The organism is Ursidibacter maritimus, from assembly GCF_009761395.1.
Lineage (GTDB): Bacteria > Pseudomonadota > Gammaproteobacteria > Enterobacterales > Pasteurellaceae > Ursidibacter > Ursidibacter maritimus.
This window is the reverse complement of sequence record NZ_LEKN01000001.1, coordinates 67,454-93,315: the sequence shown is the minus strand read 5'-3', so window position 1 is coordinate 93,315 and position 25,862 is coordinate 67,454. Positions and strand designations below refer to the sequence as shown.

Annotated in this window: 21 protein-coding genes and 1 pseudogene; 20 read left to right on the top strand and 2 right to left on the bottom strand. The window is 39.2% G+C overall.

Features of this window, described 5'->3' with window-relative positions:
* Positions 1-92 precede the first annotated feature (92 nt).
* Positions 93-1,583 carry a leucyl aminopeptidase gene (locus tag A1D26_RS00450; RefSeq protein WP_157402173.1) on the bottom strand — a complete coding sequence of 497 codons (1,491 nt, stop codon included), beginning with the start codon at positions 1,581-1,583 and terminating at the stop codon, positions 93-95.
* 189 nt (positions 1,584-1,772) lie between these two features.
* Here A1D26_RS00450 and lptF point away from each other — a divergent pair, with 189 nt between their 5' ends.
* Genes lptF through A1D26_RS00410 form a run of 8 tightly spaced genes read left to right on the top strand, consistent with a single transcriptional unit; the run spans position 1,773 to position 11,449 of the window.
* Positions 1,773-2,870 (top strand): LPS export ABC transporter permease LptF, encoded by a 1,098-nt coding sequence (gene lptF / locus A1D26_RS00445; RefSeq protein WP_157402172.1) that lies wholly within the window; start codon positions 1,773-1,775, stop codon positions 2,868-2,870.
* A gap of 1 nt (position 2,871) precedes the next feature.
* Positions 2,872-3,939: an LPS export ABC transporter permease LptG gene (gene lptG / locus A1D26_RS00440; protein ID WP_157402171.1), complete on the top strand. Its 1,068-nt coding sequence runs from the start codon at positions 2,872-2,874 to the stop codon at positions 3,937-3,939.
* A gap of 11 nt (positions 3,940-3,950) precedes the next feature.
* Positions 3,951-7,427 (top strand): DNA polymerase III subunit alpha, encoded by a 3,477-nt coding sequence (gene dnaE, locus A1D26_RS00435; protein ID WP_157402170.1) that lies wholly within the window; start codon positions 3,951-3,953, stop codon positions 7,425-7,427.
* 25 nt (positions 7,428-7,452) lie between these two features.
* On the top strand, positions 7,453-8,754 hold the full coding sequence (gene waaA, locus A1D26_RS00430) for a lipid IV(A) 3-deoxy-D-manno-octulosonic acid transferase (protein WP_157402169.1): 1,302 nt from the start codon (positions 7,453-7,455) through the stop codon (positions 8,752-8,754).
* Positions 8,747-9,235 (top strand): pantetheine-phosphate adenylyltransferase, encoded by a 489-nt coding sequence (gene coaD / locus A1D26_RS00425; protein WP_157402168.1) that lies wholly within the window; start codon positions 8,747-8,749, stop codon positions 9,233-9,235. Before waaA ends, coaD begins: the two co-directional genes overlap by 8 nt.
* Positions 9,228-9,779: an oligoribonuclease gene (orn, locus tag A1D26_RS00420; protein WP_157402167.1), complete on the top strand. Its 552-nt coding sequence runs from the start codon at positions 9,228-9,230 to the stop codon at positions 9,777-9,779. The genes coaD and orn overlap by 8 nt, the downstream gene beginning before the upstream one ends.
* Positions 9,780-9,792: 13 nt before the next feature.
* Entirely contained in the window at positions 9,793-10,290 is a 498-nt protein-coding gene (gene tsaE / locus A1D26_RS00415) for a tRNA (adenosine(37)-N6)-threonylcarbamoyltransferase complex ATPase subunit type 1 TsaE (RefSeq protein ID WP_218958683.1), read from the top strand.
* 22 nt (positions 10,291-10,312) lie between these two features.
* Positions 10,313-11,449, top strand: a complete 1,137-nt coding sequence (locus A1D26_RS00410; protein ID WP_157402166.1) for an N-acetylmuramoyl-L-alanine amidase — start codon at positions 10,313-10,315, stop codon at positions 11,447-11,449.
* A gap of 124 nt (positions 11,450-11,573) precedes the next feature.
* Here A1D26_RS00410 and A1D26_RS09510 read toward each other — a convergent pair.
* A pseudogene (locus A1D26_RS09510) lies at positions 11,574-11,929 on the bottom strand (IS1595 family transposase); the annotation flags it as partial.
* A 387-nt stretch (positions 11,930-12,316) separates the two neighbouring features.
* Between A1D26_RS09510 and mraZ the strand changes: the two are divergent.
* The 12 genes from mraZ (at position 12,317) to murC (ending at position 25,805) form a co-directional block, all read left to right on the top strand.
* A complete protein-coding gene (mraZ, locus tag A1D26_RS00400) occupies positions 12,317-12,775 on the top strand; it encodes a division/cell wall cluster transcriptional repressor MraZ (protein WP_157402165.1) in 459 nt (152 codons plus the stop codon).
* Positions 12,776-12,809: 34 nt separating this feature from the next.
* Positions 12,810-13,748: a 16S rRNA (cytosine(1402)-N(4))-methyltransferase RsmH gene (gene rsmH, locus A1D26_RS00395; RefSeq protein WP_157402164.1), complete on the top strand. Its 939-nt coding sequence runs from the start codon at positions 12,810-12,812 to the stop codon at positions 13,746-13,748.
* Positions 13,745-14,059, top strand: a complete 315-nt coding sequence (gene ftsL, locus A1D26_RS00390) for a cell division protein FtsL (protein ID WP_157402416.1) — start codon at positions 13,745-13,747, stop codon at positions 14,057-14,059. The genes rsmH and ftsL overlap by 4 nt, the downstream gene beginning before the upstream one ends.
* A gap of 6 nt (positions 14,060-14,065) precedes the next feature.
* The gene (locus A1D26_RS00385) at positions 14,066-16,108 is read left to right on the top strand and encodes a penicillin-binding transpeptidase domain-containing protein (protein WP_157402163.1); all 2,043 of its coding nucleotides are present in this window, start codon (positions 14,066-14,068) and stop codon (positions 16,106-16,108) included.
* Positions 16,109-16,119: 11 nt separating this feature from the next.
* Positions 16,120-17,625: a UDP-N-acetylmuramoyl-L-alanyl-D-glutamate--2,6-diaminopimelate ligase gene (murE, locus tag A1D26_RS00380; RefSeq protein ID WP_157402162.1), complete on the top strand. Its 1,506-nt coding sequence runs from the start codon at positions 16,120-16,122 to the stop codon at positions 17,623-17,625.
* Position 17,626: 1 nt separating this feature from the next.
* Positions 17,627-18,154, top strand: a complete 528-nt coding sequence (locus A1D26_RS00375; RefSeq protein ID WP_157402161.1) for an opioid growth factor receptor-related protein — start codon at positions 17,627-17,629, stop codon at positions 18,152-18,154.
* A gap of 38 nt (positions 18,155-18,192) precedes the next feature.
* On the top strand, positions 18,193-19,587 hold the full coding sequence (gene murF, locus A1D26_RS00370; RefSeq protein ID WP_157402160.1) for a UDP-N-acetylmuramoyl-tripeptide--D-alanyl-D-alanine ligase: 1,395 nt from the start codon (positions 18,193-18,195) through the stop codon (positions 19,585-19,587).
* Between the two features lie 10 nt (positions 19,588-19,597).
* On the top strand, positions 19,598-20,680 hold the full coding sequence (gene mraY, locus A1D26_RS00365) for a phospho-N-acetylmuramoyl-pentapeptide-transferase (protein WP_157402159.1): 1,083 nt from the start codon (positions 19,598-19,600) through the stop codon (positions 20,678-20,680).
* A gap of 60 nt (positions 20,681-20,740) precedes the next feature.
* Entirely contained in the window at positions 20,741-22,042 is a 1,302-nt protein-coding gene (gene murD / locus A1D26_RS00360; protein WP_157402158.1) for a UDP-N-acetylmuramoyl-L-alanine--D-glutamate ligase, read from the top strand.
* Positions 22,042-23,220 (top strand): putative lipid II flippase FtsW, encoded by a 1,179-nt coding sequence (ftsW, locus tag A1D26_RS00355; protein ID WP_157402157.1) that lies wholly within the window; start codon positions 22,042-22,044, stop codon positions 23,218-23,220. The genes murD and ftsW overlap by 1 nt, the downstream gene beginning before the upstream one ends.
* Positions 23,221-23,232: 12 nt before the next feature.
* Positions 23,233-24,288, top strand: coding sequence for an undecaprenyldiphospho-muramoylpentapeptide beta-N-acetylglucosaminyltransferase (gene murG, locus A1D26_RS00350; RefSeq protein ID WP_157402156.1), 1,056 nt, complete (start codon positions 23,233-23,235; stop codon positions 24,286-24,288).
* Between the two features lie 89 nt (positions 24,289-24,377).
* On the top strand, positions 24,378-25,805 hold the full coding sequence (murC, locus tag A1D26_RS00345; RefSeq protein ID WP_157402155.1) for a UDP-N-acetylmuramate--L-alanine ligase: 1,428 nt from the start codon (positions 24,378-24,380) through the stop codon (positions 25,803-25,805).
* The last annotated feature ends 57 nt before the right edge of the window (positions 25,806-25,862 follow it).

The following is a 25,862-nucleotide window of genomic DNA, read 5'->3' as shown; positions in this document are numbered from 1 at the left end:
AAAAGGCGACATTCTAACGGAATATCGCCTTTTGAGTAAGCGGAAAATTTGCAAAATTAAGCAGAAATCTCACCGCTTATTTGAAAGATGAATTAGCCTTGTGCTTTCTCAATCAAAAACTGGCTTAATAATGGCACTGGTCTGCCCGTTGCACCTTTAGTTGCTCCTGATTTCCATGCAGTACCCGCAATATCAAGGTGTGCCCAAGAGTATTTTTTCGTAAAATTAGATAAGAACACGCCAGCCGTAATTGCCCCACCAAAACGTCCACCGATATTTGCAAGATCAGCAAAGTTTGATTTTAGTTGCTCTTGATACTCTTCACCCATCGGTAAGCGCCACGCTTTGTCTTCTGCTTGTTCAGCAGCAGAGAGTAATTTATTCGCTAACGTATCGTCAGTTGAAATTAAACCACTATTATGCGCACCAAGTGCTACCACACAAGCTCCCGTTAGGGTTGCGACATCAATCACCAATTCAGGTTCAAAACGTTCTACATAGGTGAGTGCATCACACAATACTAAACGCCCTTCAGCATCGGTATTTAACACTTCAACCGTTAATCCTGACATGGTAGTAAGAATATCGCCTGGGCGATATGCATTACCATCAGGCATATTTTCACAACCGGCTAAGACACCGATAACATTTAACGGCAATTGCATTTCAGCAACGGCTTTCATCGTACCATAAACAGAAGCTGCACCACCCATATCGTATTTCATTTCATCCATTGCTTCCGATGGTTTAATTGAAATACCACCTGAGTCGAAAGTTAGTCCTTTTCCAACTAACACAATTGGTTTTGCATTTGGATTTGGGTGATTTTTGTATTCAATTACCGACATATAAGCAGGATTTTCTGAACCACGAGAAACCGCTAAATAAGAATGCATTCCTAAACCAGCCATCTCTTTTTCATCAATAATCGTCGTTGTCACGTTTGAATAAGCTTTAGCCAACGCTTTGGCACAATCTGCCAAATATTTTGGGTTACAAACGTTTGGTGGGCAATTTGCCAGATTTTTTGCAAAATTTACCCCTGAAACAATCGCTTGAGCCTGTTTTAAGGCAAGCTCCGCAGCAGACATATCACCCCAAATAGAAAATTGAATCTGCTCCAAGCGGTTATTTTGTTCAGATTTTATGCTTTTAAAGTCATTGTAGCTATAACGTGTTTCAGCAATACTTTCTACAGCAAAGCGTAAATGCCATTGCTCACTGCGATCTTTGATTAGCTCATTATCTAAAGCAAAGGTAAGCTTGGTCGCAGCGGTTTCTTGAGTAGCTTGCAAGGCTTTCTGCACAATTTGCTTATATTGACGTGTTGTTAGTTCGCCTTTTTTACCACAACCTAACACAACGATTCGCTCTGCTTTTACATTTGGGACAGTATGTAATAATAAGGCTTGTCCTACTTTTACCGGTAAATCGCCTTTATTTAATAAAGCGGTTAAATAACCACCACTTAATTGATCGATTTTTGCGGCGACTTGAGATAATTGATTATCTTCATAAGCACCGACAACAAGACAGTCGGTAGCTTGTTGTACAATATCATCTTTAATCAGATTAAATTCCATAAATACTCCAGTGATTTTTTTTGCTGAAAAGGGTATGATTACACATTTTTAAGCGGTCATTTTCTGAGAAGAATTTGCAAAAGAATGCAAATAACTTACCGCTTGAACTTGCGTTAAAAATGCGAGTCGTAACGCTACTCACTTACGAAAAAATTGCAAGCACTAATTTGCTAAAATGAGAAAAACTTCGTGATTTTAAGTCGATATCTAACAAAAGAAATTTTTAAAAGCCAGATTGCTATTCTGTTTATTCTGTTGGTCATCTTTTTCTGCCAACAGCTTGTGCGGGTTTTAAGCTCGGCAGTCAGTGGGCGAGTGCCTACGGATTTAGTATTAAGCCTATTAGGGCTAGGTATGCCAACAATGGCACAGTTGATGTTGCCATTGTCGCTGTTTATTGCCTTATTGCTGACGCTTGGGCGTTTTTATGCGGAAAGCGAAATTACCGTAATGCGAGCTTGTGGCGTAGGGCAAAGCATTTTGGTGAAATCCGCCCTATTTTTATCTTTGTTTACCACCGTTGTTGCAACCTACAATGTCTTTTGGCTCACGCCTTGGGCAATCAATAAGCAGAGTGAAATGTTAGCCGAAGCAAAAGCAAACCCTCGTTTTGCAGCACTGTCGGCGGGGCAATTTATGTCTGCGGGGGGCTATGTTCTGTTTATTGATAACATTCAAGAAAACAAAATTAACGATATTTACGTTTTTCAGCCACATCAACAGAAGAAAAATAAACCCTCTGTGGTGGTGGCAGAATCGGGTGAATTACAAGGCTTACCAAATGGTGATCAACTGCTTACATTAAGCCACAGCACTCGCTATGAAGGCACACCACAAACGGCTGATTTTCGTATTTCGAGCTTTGAGAACTATACCGCTCATCTTGGCTATCAAGATGTTGAAACAGATGAAAAATTAGTCCAACGTGCAGATTTAACCAAACTGCTCAATGATACATCACCAGAAGCACAATCTGAATTACACTGGCGTTTAGCGTTAATTTTAGCTGTACCGTTAATGGCATTATTAGCCGTACCGATGAGTAGCGTAAACCCACGTCAAGGACGATTTGCAAAACTACTCCCAGCACTTTTGCTTTATCTCATTTATTTCTTACTGCAAAGTTCGCTCAAATCAGCAGGCAGTTCAGGCAAGGTCGATGCTTCCGTACTGATGCCACTAGTTTCAGTTGCATTCTTGTTATTGGGCATAGTGTTAAATGCTTGGGATAGTAAAGGATTATCTGCACTACGTTATCGTTTAAGTGCTAAGAAAGGTGTGAATTAAGATGAATGTATTAGAACGTTATATTGGTAAAACTATTCTTGCATCAATTATGCTCACACTATTTATGTTAGTTGGGCTTGGCGCAATTATTAAATTTGTAGAAGAATTTCGTGCTGTCGGGCAAGGCTCTTACGATGGCTTACACGCTGCTTATTATACCTTTCTGACCATTCCAAGAGATGTCGAAACCTTTTTCCCGATTGCAGCACTGTTAGGCTCACTAATGGGGCTTGGCGCATTAGCAAGCCGTAGTGAATTGGTCGTAATGCAAGCGTCTGGATTTTCACGTTTCCGCATTGGATTAGCGGTAATGAAAACCGCAATTCCACTGGTTATCTTCACAATGGTTATTGGTGAATGGGGTGTGCCGCAGACGGAACAATTTGCAAGAAATATGCGTTCTATTGCTCAAAGTGGTGGCTCAATGTTGGCTACGCAAGGTGGTTTTTGGGCAAAAGATGGGAATAATTTCATCTATATTCAAAAGATCAATGATGAAAGAAATTTGAACGATATTTTGATCTATGAATTTGACAAGCGAGAGCTAAAATCCATTCTAAAAGCCCAAAAAGCGGAATATCTGAATGATGAATGGCTATTAAAAAATGTAGAAAAATCCATTATTGGCGAGAACCAAATCAATCAAGATAAACAAGCTCAACAATCTTGGCAGACCAGCATTACACCAAGTAAATTAGGGATTGTTTCACTCAAGCCTGAGTCGCTATCCATTACAGGATTAGCAGACTATGTTGGTTTCTTGAAAGAAACAGGGCAAGATCCAAAACGCTTTGAAATTACGTTATGGCGGAAAATTTTCCAACCGATCTCAATGGCGGTAATGATGTTGCTAGCAATTTCCTTTATTTTTGGTCCATTACGCAGTAGCACGATGGGAGCAAAAATTGTTATTGGTATCCTTGCAGGTTTCGTATTCTATGTTGCAAATATCGTGTTTGGTAATTTAAGCCTTGTTGTTTCGTGGCTACCTGTTCCACTCGGTGCATTAACCCCAAGTTTAATCTGTTTGATGATTGTATGGTGGTTATTAGGTAAGAAAAGGGATTAAGGAATTTCATAATGTCACAACCACGCTTTGTCCATTTAAAAGTTCACAGTGATTTCTCGATGATTGACGGTTTAGCGAAAGTTAAACCGTTAGTCAAAACTTGCGTTGCGAATAATATGGTGGCAATGGCATTAACTGATTTCACCAACTTCTGTGGTTTAGTCCGTTTTTATGGAGAAGCATTGAGTTCTGGGGTGAAGCCGATTGTCGGGGTGGATATAATGGTTCGCCCTGATCCAGAAAGTGATGAGTTGTTTGAACTAACACTACTGGCAAAGAATAATGTTGGCTATCATAATATTACTCTTTTAATTTCAAAGGCTTATCAACAAGGTTACTTTCAATTCCCTGTGGTTGAAAAGGCGTGGTTAGCCGAGTTAAATGAAGGCATCATTGTGCTATCTGGTGGGCGTAATGGTGATGTAGGCAAAGCCTTACTTAAAGAAAATTTGGCAGAAGCGGAACAGTTACTTCAATTTTATCAACAACATTTTGCCGAACACTACTATCTTTCGCTCTGCCGCACTGGGCGAACCGATGAAGAACGCTATATTCAACAAGCGGTGGTTTTTGCTCAAAAATTTGCAATTCCTGTTGTTGCTGTCAATGATGTCATTTTTTTACACCAAGATGATTTTGATGCTCACGAAATCCGAGTAGCTATTCACGATAGCTATACTTTAGACGATCCAAAACGTCCCAAAAAATACTCCGCCCAACAATATTTCCGTACTGAAGCGGAAATGTGTGCATTATTTGCCGATTTACCTCAAGCTATTGAAAATACGCTACAAATTGCGCAACGCTGTAATGTAACGATTCGTTTAGGGGAATACTTTTTACCGAATTTCCCAACGGGCGAGTTATCTGTCGAAGATTTCTTAGTCAAGAAATCGAAAGATGGCTTGGAAGAACGCCTTGAGTTTCTCTTTCCCGATCCTGAAGAACGATCAAACAAGCGGTCGGTTTATGATGAAAGATTGCAAATTGAGTTAGATGTCATCAACCAAATGGGGTTCCCAGGTTACTTCTTGATTGTAATGGAATTTATCCAGTGGTCAAAAGATAACGATATTCCTGTTGGTCCTGGACGTGGTTCTGGGGCAGGATCATTAGTTGCCTATGCATTAAAAATTACCGATCTTGACCCCCTTGAGTTTGATCTGCTTTTTGAACGTTTTCTCAATCCAGAGCGGGTTTCAATGCCCGATTTTGATGTTGATTTCTGTATGGATGGACGAGATCGTGTTATTGAACACGTTTCCGAAACCTATGGAAGACAAGCTGTTTCACAAATTATTACCTTTGGTACGATGGCAGCCAAAGCAGTAATTCGTGATGTAGGGCGGGTATTAGGGCACCCTTATAGCTTTGTGGATCGTATCTCTAAATTGATTCCGCCTGATCCCGGAATGACCCTCGCAAAAGCCTTTGATGCAGAGCCGAAATTACCTGAATTATATGATACCGATGAAGAAGTGAAAGCCTTAATTGATATGGCTCGCAAACTTGAAGGGGTAACGCGTAATGCAGGGAAACACGCAGGTGGCGTGGTAATTGCACCCACTGCCATCACCGATTTCTCACCTCTGTATTGTGATTCAGAAGGGCTACACCCTGTTACTCACTTTGATAAAAATGATGTTGAGTATGCAGGCTTAGTAAAATTCGACTTCTTGGGCTTACGCACTTTAACGATTATTAAATGGGCGTTGGAGATGATCAACCAACGCCTTGCACGAGAAGGGAGAGAGCCTGTTCGAATTGAAAGCATCCCCCTTAATGATAAAAAAGCCTTTGAGCTGTTACTCAAGGCGAAAACCACAGCGGTATTCCAACTTGAATCTCGGGGGATGAAAGATTTAATTTCTCGTCTCAAACCAGACTGTTTTGAAGATATTATTGCATTGGTTGCATTATTCCGACCAGGCCCGCTAGAGTCTGGAATGGTGCAAAACTTTATCGATCGTAAACACGGCAAAGAACCTGTTTCTTACCCTGATCCACAGTATCAACACGAATCATTACAACCGATTTTAGAGCCAACCTACGGGGTTATTGTTTACCAAGAACAAGTAATGCAGATCGCACAAGTATTAGCTGGTTACACATTGGGTGGTGCGGATTTATTACGGCGTGCAATGGGTAAGAAAAAACCTGAAGAGATGGCAGCACAACGTTCCACCTTTGAAGAAGGGGCGATCAAAAACGGCATTGACGGCGGATTGGCAATGAAAATCTTCGACTTGGTAGAAAAATTTGCGGGTTATGGTTTTAATAAATCTCACTCGGCTGCTTATGCGTTGGTTTCTTATCAAACACTGTGGTTGAAAGCCCATTATCCTGCTGAATTTATGGCGGCGGTAATGACATCAGAGTTGGACAATACAGATAAAATTGTTGGTTTCTATGATGAATGTATCAATATGGGACTAACAGTTGTACCGCCTGATATTAACACAGGAAAACACCGCTTTAGTGTGAATGAAAAGGGTGAGATCGTCTATGGTTTAGGGGCAATTAAAGGGGTTGGCGAAGCACCTGTTGATGCGATTTTAGAAGCGCGTGATAAAGGGGGTATTTTTAAAGATCTGTTTGATCTCACTGCTCGAGTTGATTTACGAAAAGTCAATCGCCGAACCTTTGAAGGCTTAATAATGGCAGGGGCTTTTGATAAATTAGGCCCACATAGAGCCGCTTTGTTAAAGAATTTAGAAGATGCACTAAAAGCTTCAGATCAACATTCAAAAATGGAAGCATTAGGGCAAAGTGATATGTTTGGGGTGCTTACCGAAACGCCAGAAGAAGTTCAAAATGCCTATGCAAATACCCCAAAACTCAGTGAACAAGCTATTTTAGAAGGCGAAAAATCAACCTTAGGACTTTACTTAAGTGGACACCCAGTTGGACGTTTTTTAAAAGAACTTGCTCATTATGCCCCTGCTCGTTTAAATGAGATACAGCCAACTTATCGCGGACAAACAGCTTGTGTTGCAGGAATGGTAATGGCATCTCGTATTGCGGTAACCAAAAGAGGAAGTCGCATTGGTATTGCCACCATTGAAGATAGGTCAGGAAAACTCGATATAACCTTATTTTCAGAAGCACTTGAAAATTATGGCCATCTATTACAAAAAGATGAAATTATTATCGCCATCGGTTCGATACAGCACGATGATTTCAGCGGTGGTTTAAAAATGTCTGCTAGAGAACTACTCTCTCTTGATGAAGCAAGAAGTCGTTATGCCAAAAGCCTTGCACTTGCAATTTCACAAGAGCAACTGACCGCTAGTTTTGTTAAAGAATTAACCGAAATTTTAAAGCCTTATAAAGATTCAACTTTACCTTTACATTTCTACTACCAAAGCCCTGAAGGACGAGCCTTATTAGTGGGCGATATTGAGTGGCGAGTAACGCCCAAAGAGATCATGCTCACCAAGCTAAAAGAGTTACTCGGTGAGAATGCTGTTGAATTGGAATTTGAATAAAACTATCGGTTATTAAGGAACTGAAATGCTAGTCCGTTTATATACTTTACTTGGTTATATTATTCAGCCACTACTGTTATTGGTAATGTGGTATCGTGGTAGAACTTTGCCTGAATACCGTCAACGTTTATCCGAACGTTACGGATTTTATTCAAAAATAACACAACCTAAAGCGAATGGCATCGTGATTCACGCCGCCTCAGTCGGTGAAGTGATTGCCGCAACGCCATTGATTAAAGCAATTCAAACTCAATATCCTGAACTCGCGATCACTGTTACCACAGTAACTCCAACAGGATCCGAAAGGGTAAAATCGGCTTTTGGAAATAGTGTATCGCATGTTTATCTTCCTTATGATCTACCCGATGCAATCAATCGTTTCCTAAAATTTGTTCAACCACGACTTTTTATTGTGATTGAAACGGAATTATGGCCAAACTTAATTGATCAAATATATCAACAAAATATTCCATTTGTGATTGCTAATGCTCGCTTATCGCCAAGATCAGCTAAACGTTATGGCTGGATAAAAAATCATTTAAAGGGAATGTTCAATCAGATTGATCTAGTTTTAGCCCAAGATGAAGTGAGTGCAAATCGCTATATTCAACTGGGTTTTGATTCACAACGTCTAGTGAATACTGGTAATCTTAAATTCGACTTAAACGTAACTACAAAGCAATATCAAGCAATAGCAGAGGCCAGGGTTCACTTAAATCTTAACCTACGTCGCCCAGTTTGGATTGCAGGTAGCACGCACGAAGGGGAAGAAAATCTAATTTTAGAAGCTCATCGTAAATTGTTAATTGCACACCCGAGCCTATTATTGATTTTAGTACCACGACACCCAGAACGCTTTGCAAATGTTGAAGAACTACTTAGAAAAATAAAAATACCTTATGTTAAGCGGTCAGATCAACGTAGTATTTTACCAAATACTCAAGTGTTACTTGGTGATACAATGGGGGAAATGATGTTACTTTACGGCTTAGCACAAGTGGCTTTTGTTGGTGGAAGCCTGGTGAAACACGGAGGACATAACCCACTTGAACCGATAGCATTTGGACTCCCTGTTATTTCTGGCTTACACACGTTTAACTTCCCAGAAGTCTTTAGTAAATTGCGTAATGTCGATGGAGTCGTTGAAATTGAGAGTAATGTCGATGATCTTGCGGATGCCGTTAATTATTTCTTGGAAAATCCTGAATTAGGTAAAGAAATTAGCCAAGCAGGTTATGATGTTTTAAAAGAGAATCAAGGGGCGTTAAAACGCCACTTAGCATTACTATCGCCTTATTTAGAATTAAAGAGGAATAAAGATGAATAAAACGGTCATTTACCCAGGTACTTTTGATCCGATTACCAATGGTCATTTGGACGTTATTCAACGTTCTGCAAAGTTATTTGATCACATTATTGTTGCCGTAGCTAAAAATCCGAGTAAACAACCGCTTTTTAGCCTTGAACAACGGATTGAATTAGTTAAGCAAAGTTGCCATAACCTAAATAATGTAATTGTGCTGGGATTTAGTGGTTTACTGGCAGATTTAGCCAAAGATCATAATGCCACTGCATTGATTCGCGGTGTTCGTGGTGGAGCGGATATTGATTATGAAATTCACCTTGCACAACTTAATCAACAGCTACAAAATGAATTAGAAACGGTATTTTTACCCTCTTCATTGGCGTTGCGTTATCTCTCTTCTACAATGGTGCGAGAAGTTTATCGACACCAAGGCGATGTCGCACAATTTGTGCCAAAGAATGTTTATCAAGCGTTACAGCAATTAAGGAATGATAATGAGTGAACAAAATAAACAAAATTTAATTTGGATCGATCTCGAAATGACTGGGCTAGATCCTGAAAAAGAGCGTATTATTGAAATTGCGACCATTGTTACTGATAAAGATTTGAATATTCTTGCCGAGGGACCTGTGCTCGCTATCCACCAGCCTGATGAACTGCTCAATAAAATGAGCGAATGGTGTGTCAAAACACATACGGAAAATGGTTTAGTCGAGCGAGTTAAGCAAAGTAAATTAACCGAACGAGCGGCAGAATTACAAACTCTCGATTTCCTGAGAAAATGGGTACCGAAAGGTGCATCGCCAATTTGTGGTAATAGCGTTGCACAGGATAAACGCTTTCTTTATCGCTATATGCCTGATTTGGCAGAGTTTTTCCATTATCGTCACCTAGATGTTAGCACCCTAAAAGAACTAGCAAGCCGCTGGAAACCAGAGATGCTCAATCAGTTCAGTAAAAAAAATACACATTTAGCATTAGATGATATTAAAGAATCAATTGAAGAATTAAAATTTTACCGAGAACATTTTATTAAATTAGATTAAATAGCAGACAATAATGACAAAAATACAATTTTATTTTGAAAATGAAACACAAATGTTGGAATTTGCTAGCAAATTAGCGGTCTCATTCCAAGATTTTTTTGCAAATCATCGTGATAAAGGGTTAGTGATTTATCTCAATGGTGAATTAGGTGCAGGAAAAACCACTCTTACTCGTAATATTGTGCAAGCCTTTGGGCATAAAGGGAATGTAAAAAGCCCGACTTATACGCTAGTCGAAGAATATCATCTACCGCCTTATTCTCTTTATCATTTTGATCTTTATCGTTTAGCTGATCCTGAAGAATTAGAATTTATGGGTATTCGTGATTACTTCCGCCCACAAACACTCTGTTTATTAGAATGGGCAATGCGTGGGCAAGGAATGATCCCAAATGCAGACATCATCATTCAAATTGATTATGCACAAACGGGCAGAAACCTTGAATTACAAGCACAAAATGAAATCGGACAAACAATTATTGCGAATTTTCTAGCAAATCAAACCGCTTAGTAAAGTCTATTTGAGAAATAAAATGAAACATAAACTTTTAAAAATTTTACCGTTGGTTGCTTTATTTACTTTTAGCATTACAAGCTATGCCAAAACAGTCATTGCGATTGATGCTGGGCACGGCGGAAAAGATCCAGGTGCAATGGGGAAAACTTTAGGTATCAAAGAAAAAGATGTTACCTTATCTATCGCAAAAGAGCTAAAATCCCTACTGGATGCCGATCCCAATTTTCGAGCAGTGATGACTCGTAGCGGTGATTATTTTATTCAGCTACCAAATCGAACAGAAATTGCACGTAAAAATAAAGCCAACTATTTGGTGTCTATTCACGCAGATTCATCGCCAAGTTCAGAGAATTTACGCGGTTCATCTGTGTGGGTTCTATCTAACCGTCGTGCAAATGATGAATTAGGTAAATGGCTAGAAGATCATGAAAAACAATCTGAATTACTAGGTGGAGCAGGTTCTGTACTTGCTCAGGCTAACGAGCGATATTTAAGCCAAACCGTCCTCGATTTACAATTTTCCCATTCACAACGATCAGGTTATGAATTGGGTAAAACGATTCTTAGTAAAATGAGCAATGTGACTAAATTAGCCAAAAGTGCACCACAGCATGCAAGTTTGAGCGTGTTACGTTCGCCTGATATTCCATCTATCTTAGTTGAAACAGGCTTTCTCTCTAACGCAACGGAAGAAAAACAACTCTCTTCTCTGGCATATCGTCGCCAAATTGCTAGAGCTATCTATAACGGTTTAGTTGAATACCAACGTAAATACTATAAGGTATCTCCAAAAGCCATTCATGCTGAGAAAAACGAAAGTAAGAAAGAGAGAAAGGAAAGCAAATCGGAGACAAAAGAAACTAAAAAGGTAGAGCAATCTCAGGCTAAACCGAATAATAAAGCTGAAGCTAAAAAAACAGCAGATAAAACATCAAACGAAACGACCAAAGGAAATACAAAGACTAAAGAAAAAACATCAAGTAAAGAGAGTAAGAAAGAAGTTGATATCAATGCCAAATTCCATATTGTGCAACAAGACGAAACTCTCTATTCTATCGCGAGAATGTATAAAACTACCCCTGAAAAACTAAGCCAACTTAACGATATTAAACAAAATAAAATCGTGGTCGGGAAGAAGTTAAAATTGAGGTAGTTAGGTGTAATGGAAAAAGTGGCTTAGAGTCTTATACTGTAAGTATGAACTTCTAAAAATTAACAAGCGGTCGGATAGGCAAAATATTTTGCAGATCTGACCGCTTAGGTTTGATCTTATACATATAAACACCACTATCTAGCTTAATTTCCTTTTTAATAATAGGGAGTAGCGTTTCACTCTTGCTATTTTCAACAATGACTGTAAATAGCTTGACCTTGTCGTTTTAGGATGCAGAAAAAAGCTACGATGACCGTTCGAATAGGTTCCGTCTAACTCAATTTTTCCGTCAAATACTTCATCTGTCCCAAAAGATAAATGATAAAGCATAACCTCAATAATTTTGTGGTAAAACAATGCCGCAGAATTAGGACTTATCTCCAGTAAATCAGCTGCTGAGCTAGCTGTTACTTCTAATACAAAAAATTTAAGTAGTTTTTTCTGCATGGATTTCTTTAGTTTACAATGAGTTATCTTCATTTTTATAGGCATAACATAAATGTTAATCTACTTTAGCTCTATATTTTATATCAGTAAGTTAGATGTTGAGTTAGGCACGTCAGCTCAATGTATTCGAAACATCATGGATGTTGTTTATAAAAAGGTGAATGTACCGTAGGTGATGAGTGGAAAGTACGAAATCTGGCCATCTTGTGTCTATTATCCTTGGAATTGGCGCGATTCCATTTGAAAACGGGCAACATATGCGGTTGCACTATGCTTTTGATATTTAGCTCATAAAACCGCTTGCTCATAAATGGTTAAAATTATAAAATCTTCCGATTAAAGTGGTAAAAAGTGGTATTTTGTGGTGAAAGTTGTGATTTGGCCATAAAATCTATAAGAATCAAACTATTAGGTACGAGTATGTTTCGTGGTGCATCTGCAATTAGCTTAGATAATAAAGGGCGGTTGGCTATTCCAACACGTTATCGAGCTGAGTTATTGGAAAAACACCAAGGACATTTAATTTGCACAGTAGATATTCGTCAGCCTTGTTTACTGCTTTACCCATTACACGAATGGGAAATTATTGAGCAAAAATTACTCTCTTTGTCGAATTTTGACCCAGTACAACGCCGTATTCAGCGTGTAATGCAAGGGTTTGCCACTGAATGTGAAATGGATTCTGCAGGGCGTATTTTACTTAGCCCAACCTTACGTCAGCACGCACAACTTGAACAACAGATAATGCTTGTTGGGCAATTAAATAAATTTGAAATTTGGCAAGATAAACAATGGCAGGAGCAAATTGCTGAAGATTTGGCAATTGGTGGCTCAGTCGATATGCTAACTTGCGAAGCGTTACAAAATTTCTCTTTGTAAATCATTGGATAGCTAAAAATAGCAGGAAATTAAAATGAGTGATAACCCTAAACATATTACCGTACTGTTGAATGAAGCCGTTGAAGGATTAGCAATTGATCCTAATGGGATTTATATTGATGGTACTTTTGGTCGTGGTGGGCACTCTCGTCTGATTTTAAGTCAATTAAGTGAAAAAGGGAGATTGATTGCGATTGATCGTGATCCTCGTGCTATTGCGGAAGCTCAGACCATTAGAGATTCTCGTTTTCAAATTGTTCACAGTGCATTTTCGGCAATCCCTGAAATTTGTCAGCAGTTTGAGTTAGTCGGAAAAATCAACGGTATTTTACTGGATCTAGGGGTTTCTTCTCCGCAATTAGATGAAGCGGAGCGTGGTTTTAGTTTTATGCGTGATGGGCCTTTAGATATGCGAATGGATACCACAAAAGGTTTGTCAGCGATGGAATGGCTGGCTCAAGTCTCCGTAGAAGATTTAGCCTGGGTACTCAAAGAATTTGGTGAAGAACGTTTTGCAAAAAAGATTGCACAAGCGGTGGTTTCTTACAATAAATCTGCACCTGAAAAGATTTCTCGCACACTTGAATTGGCTAATATTGTCGCCAATGCCGTTCCCTTTAAAGATAAACATAAACACCCTGCGACTCGTACTTTCCAAGCAATCCGCATTTTTATCAATAGTGAGTTAGATGAATTAGAAAAAGCACTTAATTCTGCAATCAGTGTGCTTGCTCCACAAGGTCGTTTATCTATTATTAGTTTCCATTCACTTGAAGATCGCATGGTAAAACAGTTTATGCGTAAACATAGCAAAGGCGAAGTTGTGCCAAAAGGTCTGCCTATTTTAGAAAGCGAGTTGAATAAAAACATTCCGCTTAAAACGATTGGTAAAACTATTATGCCAAGCGATGCTGAAATTGAAGCAAATCCACGCTCACGAAGTGCTGTTTTACGAATTGCGGAGAAAAGATAATGTCGAATGAACGCTATCCTTTACGTCAAGTTATTTTAGACGACTTAACAAGCCATAACAAAGTGGCATTACTTTTGCTGTTATTGGTCATAGTAAGTGCTGTCGCAACAGTATGGGTAACACATAAAACACGTCTCTTAACAGCAGAGCAAGGGAAATTGATTCAAACAAATAATAAATTACAAAATCAGTTTATTCATTTGCAGTTAGAAGAAAAATCACGTAGCCAGCGAATTCAAGTGGAAGGAGTGGCGAGTAAATTAGGACTACAAGCAGTAAAGAAAGAGCAAGAAATTATTTTAGTGAGATAACGAGTAATGAAAAAAACGGTGAGATTCAAGCCTAAAAAAGAAAATAACAAGATACCAGAGCAACCATCTAAAAACATTCCTAGTTTTATGCCAAAGCGATTTTGGTTTGTTTATGTTTTTATTGGTGCGATGGCGGTCGCCTTATTTGGTCAAAGTTTTTATTTACAGTTAACAGATTCTGAGCGCTTAATAAAAGAAGCGAATAAACGTTCATTACGTGAAAGTGAGATCCCTTTTACTCGAGGGCAAATTCTCGATCGTAATGAGCAAGTTCTCTCTATTAGTGTCCCAATGTATTCGATTACGATGGATCCTAAAGAATATTTTGATTCATTATTACGTCGAGATAAACAAAGATGGCGTAAGCTTTCTATGGAAATTGGTGTATCGGCCAGTAAAATGGAAGCCAGTGTTAATAATTTTATTAAACAAAAAATAGATAAAACACAAAAAAAATATGATCCTCGCTCTATTTTAAACAGTAAAAGTGAAGATTATTGGGCGTTGCTTGCTCGTTCTACGGGTGTTGATTATAACTTATTGATTGAAAAGGTTAGAAACAATCCAAATTCAGCTTTTGTATTAGCGGATAATGAGATAGAAAATTTAGAAAAAGAGAAACTCCAAGCATTAGCTAAGAGCGTATCAATGAGCTATAAAGATGTAATCGGTCGTTTATATGATGCATCTGAGCAACGTTTTATTTATATTTCTCGACACCATTCTGAAATTTCTGCTGATTATGCGAAAGCACTTAAAATTGAAGGGTTAGTCATTAAAACGGAATCTCGTCGTTTTTATCCAATGGGCGAAGAAATCTCTCAGCTAGTTGGGTTTACGGATGTAGAGGATAAAAAAGGTCAGGAAGGCTTGGAGAGAAGCTTTGATTCACTATTAATAGGCAAAAATGGTAAACAAGTTTTTCGTAAAGATGCTCGTGGCAACGTGATTGAACGTATTAGTGATGAGAAAGAATATACCCCACAAGATGTCATTCTGAGTATTGATGAAGAACTACAATCAATGGTCTATCGTGAAATCAAAAAGTCTGTTATTGAAAATAAAGCAGAGTCTGGCACTGCAGTATTGGTCGATATTCAGACAGGGGAAATTTTGGCAATGGCGAATGCACCATCTTATAACCCGAATAATCGTACTGATTTTAAACCTGAGCTAGCACGTAATCGAGCGATTACTGATACTTTTGAGCCTGGTTCAACGGTAAAACCTTTAGTCGTCCTTACCGCTTTACATAATAAAGCAACTTATCCTGGTGAAATATTGAACACTCGACCATTTGCAGTAAATGGTCATACGATTACCGATGTTGCACCTAGAGAAAGCCTATCATTAACTGGAATTTTACAGAAATCAAGTAATATCGGGGTAAGCCGTTTGGCATTGAGAATGCCACCATCGGCATTAGTTGATACTTACAGCAAGGTAGGATTTGGTAAAGATACAGGGCTAGGTTTGGGCGAAGAACGTGGTACAAACGGAGATCGTAAACGTTGGGCTGATGTTGAAAGAGCATCAATGTCTTATGGCTATGGGTTAAATGTTACGCCATTACAGTTAGCTAGAGCCTATGCTACTTTAGGTAGTTTTGGTATTTATCGTCCTTTGTCTATCACTAAAGTTGATCCGCCAGTAATTGGAGAGCGGGTACTTCCAGAGAAAATTACACGTGATGTAGTACATATGATGGAAGGAGTCGCTCAAAAAGGCGAAGGTGGACATCGTGCTGCGGTTGATGGTTTCCGCGTTGCAATTAAAACAGGTACAGCACGTAAATTAGAAAAAGGGAAATATGTAGAAAAATATATTGCTTATACAGCAGGCATAGCGCCAGCCAGCGATCCTCGTTTTGCTTTGGTGGTATTAATTAACGAACCAAAAGCAGGTGTGTACTATGGTGGTGCTATTTCGGCTCCACTATTCTCTAGTATTATGGGTTACACATTAAAATCCAGAAATATTAAACCTGATAATATTACAGAAGAAACTCGCCAAGCAGTAAGAGAACTTAAACCACATCAAACGAATTAGAGAGAAAGATTATGAACCGTTTGCTCACTTTTTTACCTGAATTACCAATTTGGACGGAAATAAAGTCCTTAAATCAGATGACACTAGATAGCCGCCAAGTACAACAAGGCGACTTGTTTGTCGCCTTAAAAGGACATAATGTCGATGGTCGTCAATTTATTAGTAAAGCCATAGAACAAGGTGCTGCAATTATCTTAAGTGAAGCCGATGATGACATTGATGAAGCAGAACTGGATAGCAAATTTGCAAAATATAATCTTGATCGTACCGCTTGTAAGGTTATTGCAATGCCTAAATTGGCTCAACATCTCTCTGCTATTGCAGATAGTTTCTATCAACAGCCTTCGCATAAATTAACACTAGTTGGGATTACTGGCACAAACGGAAAAACCACAACAGCTCAATTACTTGCTCAGTGGTGTAATCTGCTTGGCGGAAAGTCCGCAGTAATGGGGACGATCGGCAATGGCTTATATGGTGCAGTACAAGAAGCGGTAAATACCACTGGTTCAGCAATTGAAATTCAACGCAATTTAGCTAGTTTTGTTGAACAAGGCGCAGATTTCTGTGCAATGGAAGTTTCCAGTCACGGTTTAGCTCAATACCGAGCAGAAGCGTTAGATTTTGATTTGGCAATTTTTACCAATTTAAGTCGAGATCATCTCGATTACCACAACACAATGGAAGAATACGCTCAAGCAAAATTTCGCTTATTTGATGAACTTAATACCAAACAGCAAGTCATTAATGCCGATGATGAGATAGGGCAACAGTGGTTAAGTCAGTTACCAAATGCCGTTGCGGTGAGTATTAACCCTCAAATATCGTTAAGTCAAAGCCGTTGGATTAAAGTGACAAAAGTCGATTATACCTTGAAAGGTGCCACCATTGAGTTTACCTCAAGCTGGGGCAATGGCTCACTAAACAGCCGATTGATTGGGGCATTTAATGTGAGCAATTTACTTACTGCGTTCGCAGGGTTACTGGCGTTAGGCTATGATTTGCAAAAATTAGTCGAAACCGCACCGCTATTAAATGGGGTATGTGGGCGTATGGAATGTTTGGTAAGTGAAGAAAATCAAGCAGAAAACCCAATGGTTATTGTGGATTACGCACATACACCTGATGCATTGGAAAAAGCCTTGGAAGCTGCTCGTTTGCACTGTGAAGGTGACTTATGGTGTGTCTTTGGTTGCGGTGGCGATCGTGATACAGGAAAACGTCCGCTAATGGCACGCATTACAGAACAAAATGCCGATAAAGTTATTGTAACGGATGATAATCCACGCACAGAAGACCCTGATGTTATTTTTTCCGATATTATGCAAGGTTTTAAAAAGCCGAATAAAGTCCAACAAATGCACATTCGACAATATGCGATTGAAACAGCAATTGCTCAAGCAGAGCCAAAAGATGTGGTGTTGATTGCAGGAAAAGGTCACGAAGACTACCAAATTATCGGCACGAAGAAATACCATTTCTCCGATCAAGAATGGGCGAAGAAGTTTTTGGGGTAATATGAGTCAGATTCTTGATTTTTTAGAGCAGAAAGGTACTGATCATAAAGGGAGAACGATCCAAGATATTTGGGCGTTTGATATTTTTAATTTAGAGAATAATCATGATTTTATCCAGTGGATATTTCCATTGGATACACCCACAAAATCTAATCGTTTTGCTCCAATATTGACCGAGAGCGATTGTGGGCAGATTAAGAAAAGCGAAATTGCACAATATAGTTTGCAGAAATCCTTAGATGTAATGCTCTCTTTTTGGGGGCTAAAATTAGAGAATGGGCGAGTTATTGTAGCAGAAGAGCTTGATCGTAATAGAATAAACCACTTTTGGATTCGCCGTACAAACCATAATCAACTAAGAATAACTAGAACGATTAAAAGTCTTGCAATGTTAGGGCAATTAGAATTAGCAAGACAATTACAACAAGGTATTTTAGAGATTGCTAAAAATTATGCGATACACCCAGAAACCATTGAGTTTTGGCAGTCTGCTTTAATAGAGCAGCCTGACAAAGATGAATGGAAGTAGTAATCGCTAAATAAAAACAATGTATTAAGTAAAATAACATGATAAAACAAACCACCCAACAGATCGCCCAAACTTTAAATGGCAAATTGATCGGTAATGGCGAGATTACGATTGAAAGCATTAGCACCGACACTCGCCAAGCGGTGTTAAATGGCTTATTTTTTGCATTAAAAGGTGAGAAATTTGATGCTCACGATTATGCTCAACAGGCTGTAGAACAAGGCTGTATCGCTGTAGTGGTGGAAAGGGAGTTAAATCTTTCCGTACCACAAATTATTGTAGAAGATACTCGTTTAGCATTAGGGCAGTTGGCAAAATGGTTAAAGGCAGAAATTAACCCTAAAACAGTAGCAATGACAGGCTCTTCGGGTAAAACAACTGTTAAAGAAATGACTGCAAAAATTTTGCAGAAAGTTACCGCTTGTGATGATGAAGTGCTTTACACTTTTGGTAACTTAAACAACGATTTAGGGGTGCCGATGACGTTACTCCGTCTTACACCACAGCATAAATTTGCAGTGGTCGAGTTGGGGGCAAATCATATTGGCGAAATTGCTTATACCGCAGAGATTACACTACCTGATGCTTGTTTAGTCAATAATGTGGCGGCGGCTCATTTAGAAGGCTTTGGCTCTTTAAGTGGTGTTGCACAAGCTAAAGGAGAAATTTATCGTGGCTTAAAACAAGGCGGTAAGGCGATTGTGAATTTGGCACATTATTATCCCCAATGGCAAAAAGAGATTGGTGAGCACGAGTTACAATCTTTTTGTTATACAGGCGAGGATAAAGATAGTTATGCTGATTTTTGGGCAGAGAATGTTGAGCTACATTTGAATGGCTCTCGCTTTACGTTACATTCCCCACAAGGGGAGGTCCAGATCAATCTGCCTTATTTAGGTGAACATAATGTCAGTAATGCTTTAGCGGCAAGTGCTTTAGCAATGGAAGTTGGAGCGGATCTCGATGCGATTAAAATGGGGTTAGAACAACGTTCTAATGTTAAAGGACGTCTATTCCCGATTGAAATCAATCCACATTTATTGTTGATTGATGATAGCTATAATGCCAATGTAGATTCAATGAAATCAGCGGTTTCCGTTCTGAAGAATTATCCTGCATTTCGTATTTTTGCAGTGGGTGATATGGCGGAATTAGGCGATGAAACTACCGCTTGTCATCAAGAAGTCGCGGATTTTGTGGCTAAAGCTGAACTGGATTTAGTGGTTTCATTTGGTAAAGAAAGTGCAGTTATTAGCAATAATGCAAGACATCATTTTACAGATAAAAACCAAATGGCAGACTTCTTACTGCCGATTATTTTACAAAAAATAGAAGAAAAACAACCGCTTGTTTTATTAGCGAAAGGCTCTCGTAGTCAAAAAATGGAAGAGCTTATTCGCTCTTTATGTCACTCTTTTAATGTTTCTTTTTAAGGATTAACAAATGTTAGTTTGGTTAGCTGAATATTTAGTGCAATATCACACTGTATTTAATGTGGTGTCATATATCACTTTCCGTTCCATTATGGCACTTTTAACTGCATTGATTATTGGGTTATGGATTGGACCGACGGTTATTCGCCGCTTACAAATCTTAAAATTTGGTCAAGAAGTCCGTCACGATGGGCCCGAGAGCCATTATAAAAAGCGTGGAACACCAACGATGGGCGGAATTATGATTTTATTTGCTATTGGCGTCAGTACGCTACTTTGGGCAAATCTTTCTAATCCATATGTGTGGTTTGTTCTATTTGTACTTTTTGGCTATGGTGTTATTGGCTTTGTTGATGATTATTGGAAGATCGCCCGTAAAAATACCGATGGTTTAATTGCTCGTTGGAAGTATTTTTGGCTTTCAGTGATTGCCTTGATCTCTGCTTTTGGAATGTATGCAGTAGGTAAAGATACCGCAGCGACACAATTAGTTGTCCCATTCTTTAAAGATGTGATGCCACAGCTTGGTCTATTCTATATAGTACTTACTTATTTTGTGATTGTCGGTACAAGTAATGCAGTAAATTTAACGGATGGGTTAGATGGGTTAGCCATTGTGCCAATTATTATGGTGGCTAGTGCTTTCGCTTTAATTGCTTGGGCAACAGGTAACTATAACTTTGCTCAATACTTGCATATTCCGTATATCAAATATAGCGGTGAGTTAGTTATTTTATGTACGGCGATTGTCGGGGCGGGTTTAGGATTCTTGTGGTTTAACACTTATCCTGCTCAAGTCTTTATGGGCGATGTGGGGTCCCTTTCTCTCGGTGGGGCATTAGGTGCAATCGCCGTACTCGTTCGCCAAGAATTATTACTCGTCATAATGGGCGGTGTGTTTGTTGTAGAAGCATTGTCGGTCATTTTACAAGTCGGCTCTTACAAATTACGCCAAAAACGTATTTTTAGAATGGCTCCTATTCATCATCATTTTGAATTAAAAGGTTGGCCAGAACCAAGAGTTATCGTCCGTTTCTGGATTATTACATTGATGTTGGTATTAATTGGCTTGGTTACATTAAAACTACGTTAATTAAACTGACGTTAAAGCGGTTTGATCAGCACTAAATTTTACAATTAAGAGAATCATAAAATGCAAAATCAGTATCAGGGTAAAACAATCACAATTATTGGGCTTGGCACAACAGGGCTTTCTTGTGTGGATTTCTTTGCAGATAAAAATGCAACTGTGCGTGTTATTGATACACGAGCTAACCCAGCAGGAGCAGATAAACTGCCAAGCGATATTGCATTGCATACTGGCAGTTTAAAGCTAGATTGGTTATTAAGCTCTGATTTGATTGTGATTAGCCCTGGAATTGCTTTGGCAACACCTGAAATTCAACAAGCCATTCATCAAGGTGTAGAAGTGGTGGGCGATATTGAGTTATTTTGTCGTGAAGCTAAAGCTCCGATTATTGCGATTACAGGCTCAAATGGTAAAAGTACTGTAACATCATTAACCACAGAAATGGCAAAGCAAGCAGGCATAAAAGTGGGAATGGGTGGCAATATCGGCGTGCCTGCGTTGAGTTTATTAAAAGGTGATTATGAGCTCTATGTGCTTGAATTATCGAGTTTCCAGCTTGAAACAACCTATTCACTTAAAGCGAAATCAGCAACCGTATTAAATGTCAGTGAAGATCATATGGATCGTTACGACAGCATTGAAGATTATCGCCAAGCAAAACTCAAAATTTATCAGAATGCAGAATATGTCATTGTGAATGGTGAAGATCCGCAAACCCTGCCCGAACAAGCGGTAAGTTGTTTGTTTAAATTTGCAGAAAATAGCGGAGAATATCGTTTAGAAAACGGTGGGCTGTATAGTGGTGATGAGTTAATTCTTCCAAGCCAAGAGATGTTATTAAAAGGTCGCCATAACGAAATGAATGCTCTTGCTGCCATTGCATTAGCTGAAAAAGCGGGTGTGGCGAGAAGTGGTATTATTCAAGCCTTGAAAACTTATTCAGGATTAGATCATCGTTTCCAACCTGTTCCAACTACTGATGGCGTGCGTTGGATTAACGATTCGAAAGCGACTAATGTAGGCAGTACTGTTGCTGCATTAAATGGATTAAAAGTTGAGGGTACACTTTATCTACTATTAGGTGGCGATGGTAAAGGAGCCGATTTCTCAGAATTAAAACCGCTTATCAACCAAGAGCATATTTGTTGTTACTGCTTTGGGCGTGATGGTAAACAGCTAGCAGAGCTTACCACAAATAGCGTATTAGTTGAAACAATGCAACAAGCGGTAGAGGCCATTCGTCCACTATTAAAAGCCGGCGATATGGTTTTACTTTCTCCTGCTTGTGCAAGTTTGGATCAATTCCCTAATTTTGAAGTGCGTGGTAAGCAATTTGCAGAATTAGCACAAGGAGTCGCACATTAATGCGAGAAAAAATAAAGCAAGAGTGGGATAAATGGATGAAATTAACTCCTGCAAATTCCCTTTATGATCGTGCATTGATTTGGTTATTTATTGGCTTGCTTACCATTGGTTTTGTAATGGTCACTTCAGCATCCATTCCTGTAAGTACACGATTGTATGACGATCCTTTCCATTTTGCGATTCGAGATGCTTTTTATGTGGCGATCTCACTTCTAGCATTTAGTCAATTTATTCGTATCCCAAGTGATAAATGGGAAAAGTGGAATGTATGGTTTTTTATGATCTCATTATTGCTATTATTTCTCGTATTGATACTGGGTAAAAACGTAAATGGTGCAACTCGTTGGATTCCAATTGGTCCGATTAACTTCCAGCCTGCTGAATTAGCAAAACTCTCTGTAATCTGCTATTTCGCCAGCTTTTATGTTCGCCGTTTTGATGAAATACGTACTCAACGCTGGGGGTTTATTCGTCCATTTATGATTTTAGGGGTGTTTGGTGGGTTACTGCTTTTACAGCCAGATTTGGGGAGTACAGCGGTATTATTCGTATTAACTTTTGCAATGCTATTTATTATGGGAGCAAGACTTTTCCAATTTATTGTCTTAGCCGTAGTGGGTGCACTATTATTTGGCGCGTTGGTTCTGACATCAGAGTATCGTATCAAACGAGTAACATCGTTTATGGATCCTTTTGCAGATGCTTATGGCGATGGTTTCCAGCTTTCTAATTCACAAATGGCTTTTGGACAAGGTGAATTCTGGGGGAGTGGTTTAGGGAATTCCATTCAAAAGCTCGAATATTTGCCTGAAGCACACACCGACTTTGTAATGGCTGTTGTTGGAGAAGAATTTGGTTTATTAGGAATCATTGTCATAGTGTTATTACTTTGTACTTTAACTTTACGTGCTTTAAGAATCAGTAAAGAATCCCTAGTATTAGAAGAGCGTTTTAAAGGATTCTTTGCGTTTGGTATTGCGGTGTGGATTTTTATTCAAGGCTTTGTAAACCTTGGTGTTGCATCGGGGCTACTACCGACTAAAGGATTAACTTTCCCTTTAATTAGCTACGGTGGTTCAAGTTTAGTTGTTATGGCAATCGCGATAGCAGTATTGGTTAGAATTGATCATGAAAATCGTTTAGTGAAAGTTGGACACGCCCACTTAAACGATGATTGATAAGGGATAAATATGACAAAAAAATTATTAGTAATGGCAGGCGGAACGGGTGGACACGTTTTCCCTGCTATTGCAGTGGCTAAAGAATTACAGCAACAAGGTTGGGACATTCGCTGGTTAGGGACTAAAGACAGAATGGAAGCAGAGCTTGTGCCCAAGTACGGTATTCCGATTGAGTTTATTCAAATTTCAGGAATTAAAGGCAAAGGGATCAAAGCCTTATTAACCGCACCTTTTGCTATTCTAAGAGCAGTATTCCAAGCGAGAAAAATTATTAAAGCCTATCAACCTGATGCGGTATTGGGTATGGGGGGTTATGTGTCAGGGCCGGGTGGTATTGCTGCAAAATTATGCGGTGTACCAGTTATTTTACATGAGCAAAATGCTGTAGCAGGTTTAACTAATGTTTGGTTGTCAAAAATTGCACACAAAACATTGCAAGCCTTTCCAACTGCTTTTGCTCATGCTGAAGTGGTGGGAAACCCTGTTCGCCAAGATTTATTTCAAATTGCACCACCAGAACAGCGTTTCGCTGAAAAAGGCTACCCAATCAATATTTTAGTAATGGGTGGAAGTCAAGGAGCAATGGTGATTAACCAAACTGTGCCTGAAATGGCTAAGCTCTTTGGCGAGCAAGTTTTTATTAGTCATCAAGTTGGTAAAGGTAAATTAGCTGGTGTTGCTGAAATTTATCAAGCTACGGGTAATGGGATCGCTAGTGAGTTTATTGATGATATGAAAGCAGCTTACGAATGGGCTGATTTAGTCATCTGTCGTTCTGGTGCTTTAACTGTTTGTGAAATTGCGGCAGCAGGTTTGCCTGCAATCTTTGTGCCATTTCAACATAAAGATCGCCAGCAATTTTTTAATGCTGAATATCTTGCTCAATCAGGTGCGGCAATTATTATTGAGCAGAAAGATTTTAATTCTGAAAGTTTAGCTCAAGCCTTAGCACCATTGATTGCAGATCGTCAGAAATTAACAGAAATGGCGATAAAAGCGAAAGAAAAAGCTACACCATTGGCAGCTAAACGTGTCGCAGATGTTATTAAAGAGCATTGTTTATAATTTTATGATGAGTCATAACGGGCTAGATAAAAGATCTAAGCGGTGAGATTTGACTTATTTTTTACAAAATATCCGAATAAGGAATCTGAATGAAAAATTTCCAAGATAAAGTTAAAAAGCTAGTACCTGAAATGCGTCGTGTAAATCAAATCCATTTTGTTGGTATTGGCGGTGCTGGAATGAGTGGTATCGCTGAAGTATTACTTAATGAAGGTTATCAAATCAGTGGTTCAGATATTGCAGATGGAGCTGTTACTCAACGTTTAGCTAAAGCAGGGGCCAAGATTTTTTTCGGTCATCAAGGTGAGAATGTTACTGGTGCAAGCGTTGTGGTTATTTCGAGTGCAATTACCGATGATAATCCTGAAGTGGTTGCAGCCAAGAACGCAAAAATTCCAGTGATTCAGCGTGCACAAATGCTATCGGAAATCATGCGTTTTCGTCACGGGATTGCGATTGCAGGTACTCACGGGAAAACAACAACAACTGCAATAATTTCAATGATTTATACTGAGGCTGGCTTAGATCCTACCTTCGTTAATGGCGGTTTAGTGAAATCAGCGGGCAAAAATGCTCATTTAGGTGCAAGCCGTTATTTAATTGCAGAGGCGGATGAAAGTGATGCGTCATTCTTACATCTGCAGCCAATGGTTTCTGTGGTAACCAATATTGAGCCTGATCATATGGATACTTATGGTGGCGATTTTGAGAAGATGAAGGATACTTATATCCGTTTCTTGCGTAATTTACCCTTCTACGGTTTAGCTGTGATGTGTGCCGACGATCCTGTAGTGATGGAAATTGCACCTAAAGTAGGACGACAAGTTTTAAGTTATGGTTTTAGTGAATTTGCCGATTATCGTATTGAAGATTATCAGCAAACAGGATTTCAAGGTCATTATACGGTAGTTTGCCCGACAGGCGAGCGAATTGAAGTTCTATTGAATGTACCTGGTAAGCACAATGCACTAAATGCAACGGCAGCATTGGCTGTTGCGAAGGAAGAAGGTATTGATAACCAAGCGATCTTGGCAGCTCTTGCCGAATTCCAAGGGGCTGGTCGTCGTTTTGACCAACTTGGCTCATTTATTCGCCCTAATGGTAAAGTAATGTTAGTAGATGATTACGGGCATCACCCAACTGAAGTTGATGTAACTATTAAAGCCGCTCGACAGGGCTGGGATAATAAACGTGTTGTAATGGTCTTTCAACCGCATCGCTATTCTCGTACTCGTGATCTTTTTGATGATTTTGTACAAGTATTATCGCAAGTCGATGCACTTGTCATGCTTGATGTGTATGCCGCAGGTGAAGCCCCAATAGTGGGGGCGGATAGTAAAGCATTATGTCGTTCTATTCGTAACTTAGGAAAGGTCGATCCAATCTTAGTTTCGGACACTAGCCAGTTAGGTGAAGTACTTGATCAGATTATTCAAGATGGCGATTTAATTTTAGCTCAAGGAGCTGGTAATGTGAGCAAACTTTCGCGTGATTTAGCGGAAAGTTGGCGTCAATAATATTCTCTTGCGGAAGACCTAGTTTGGAAGCGGTGAGATCAATAAAATATTTTGCAA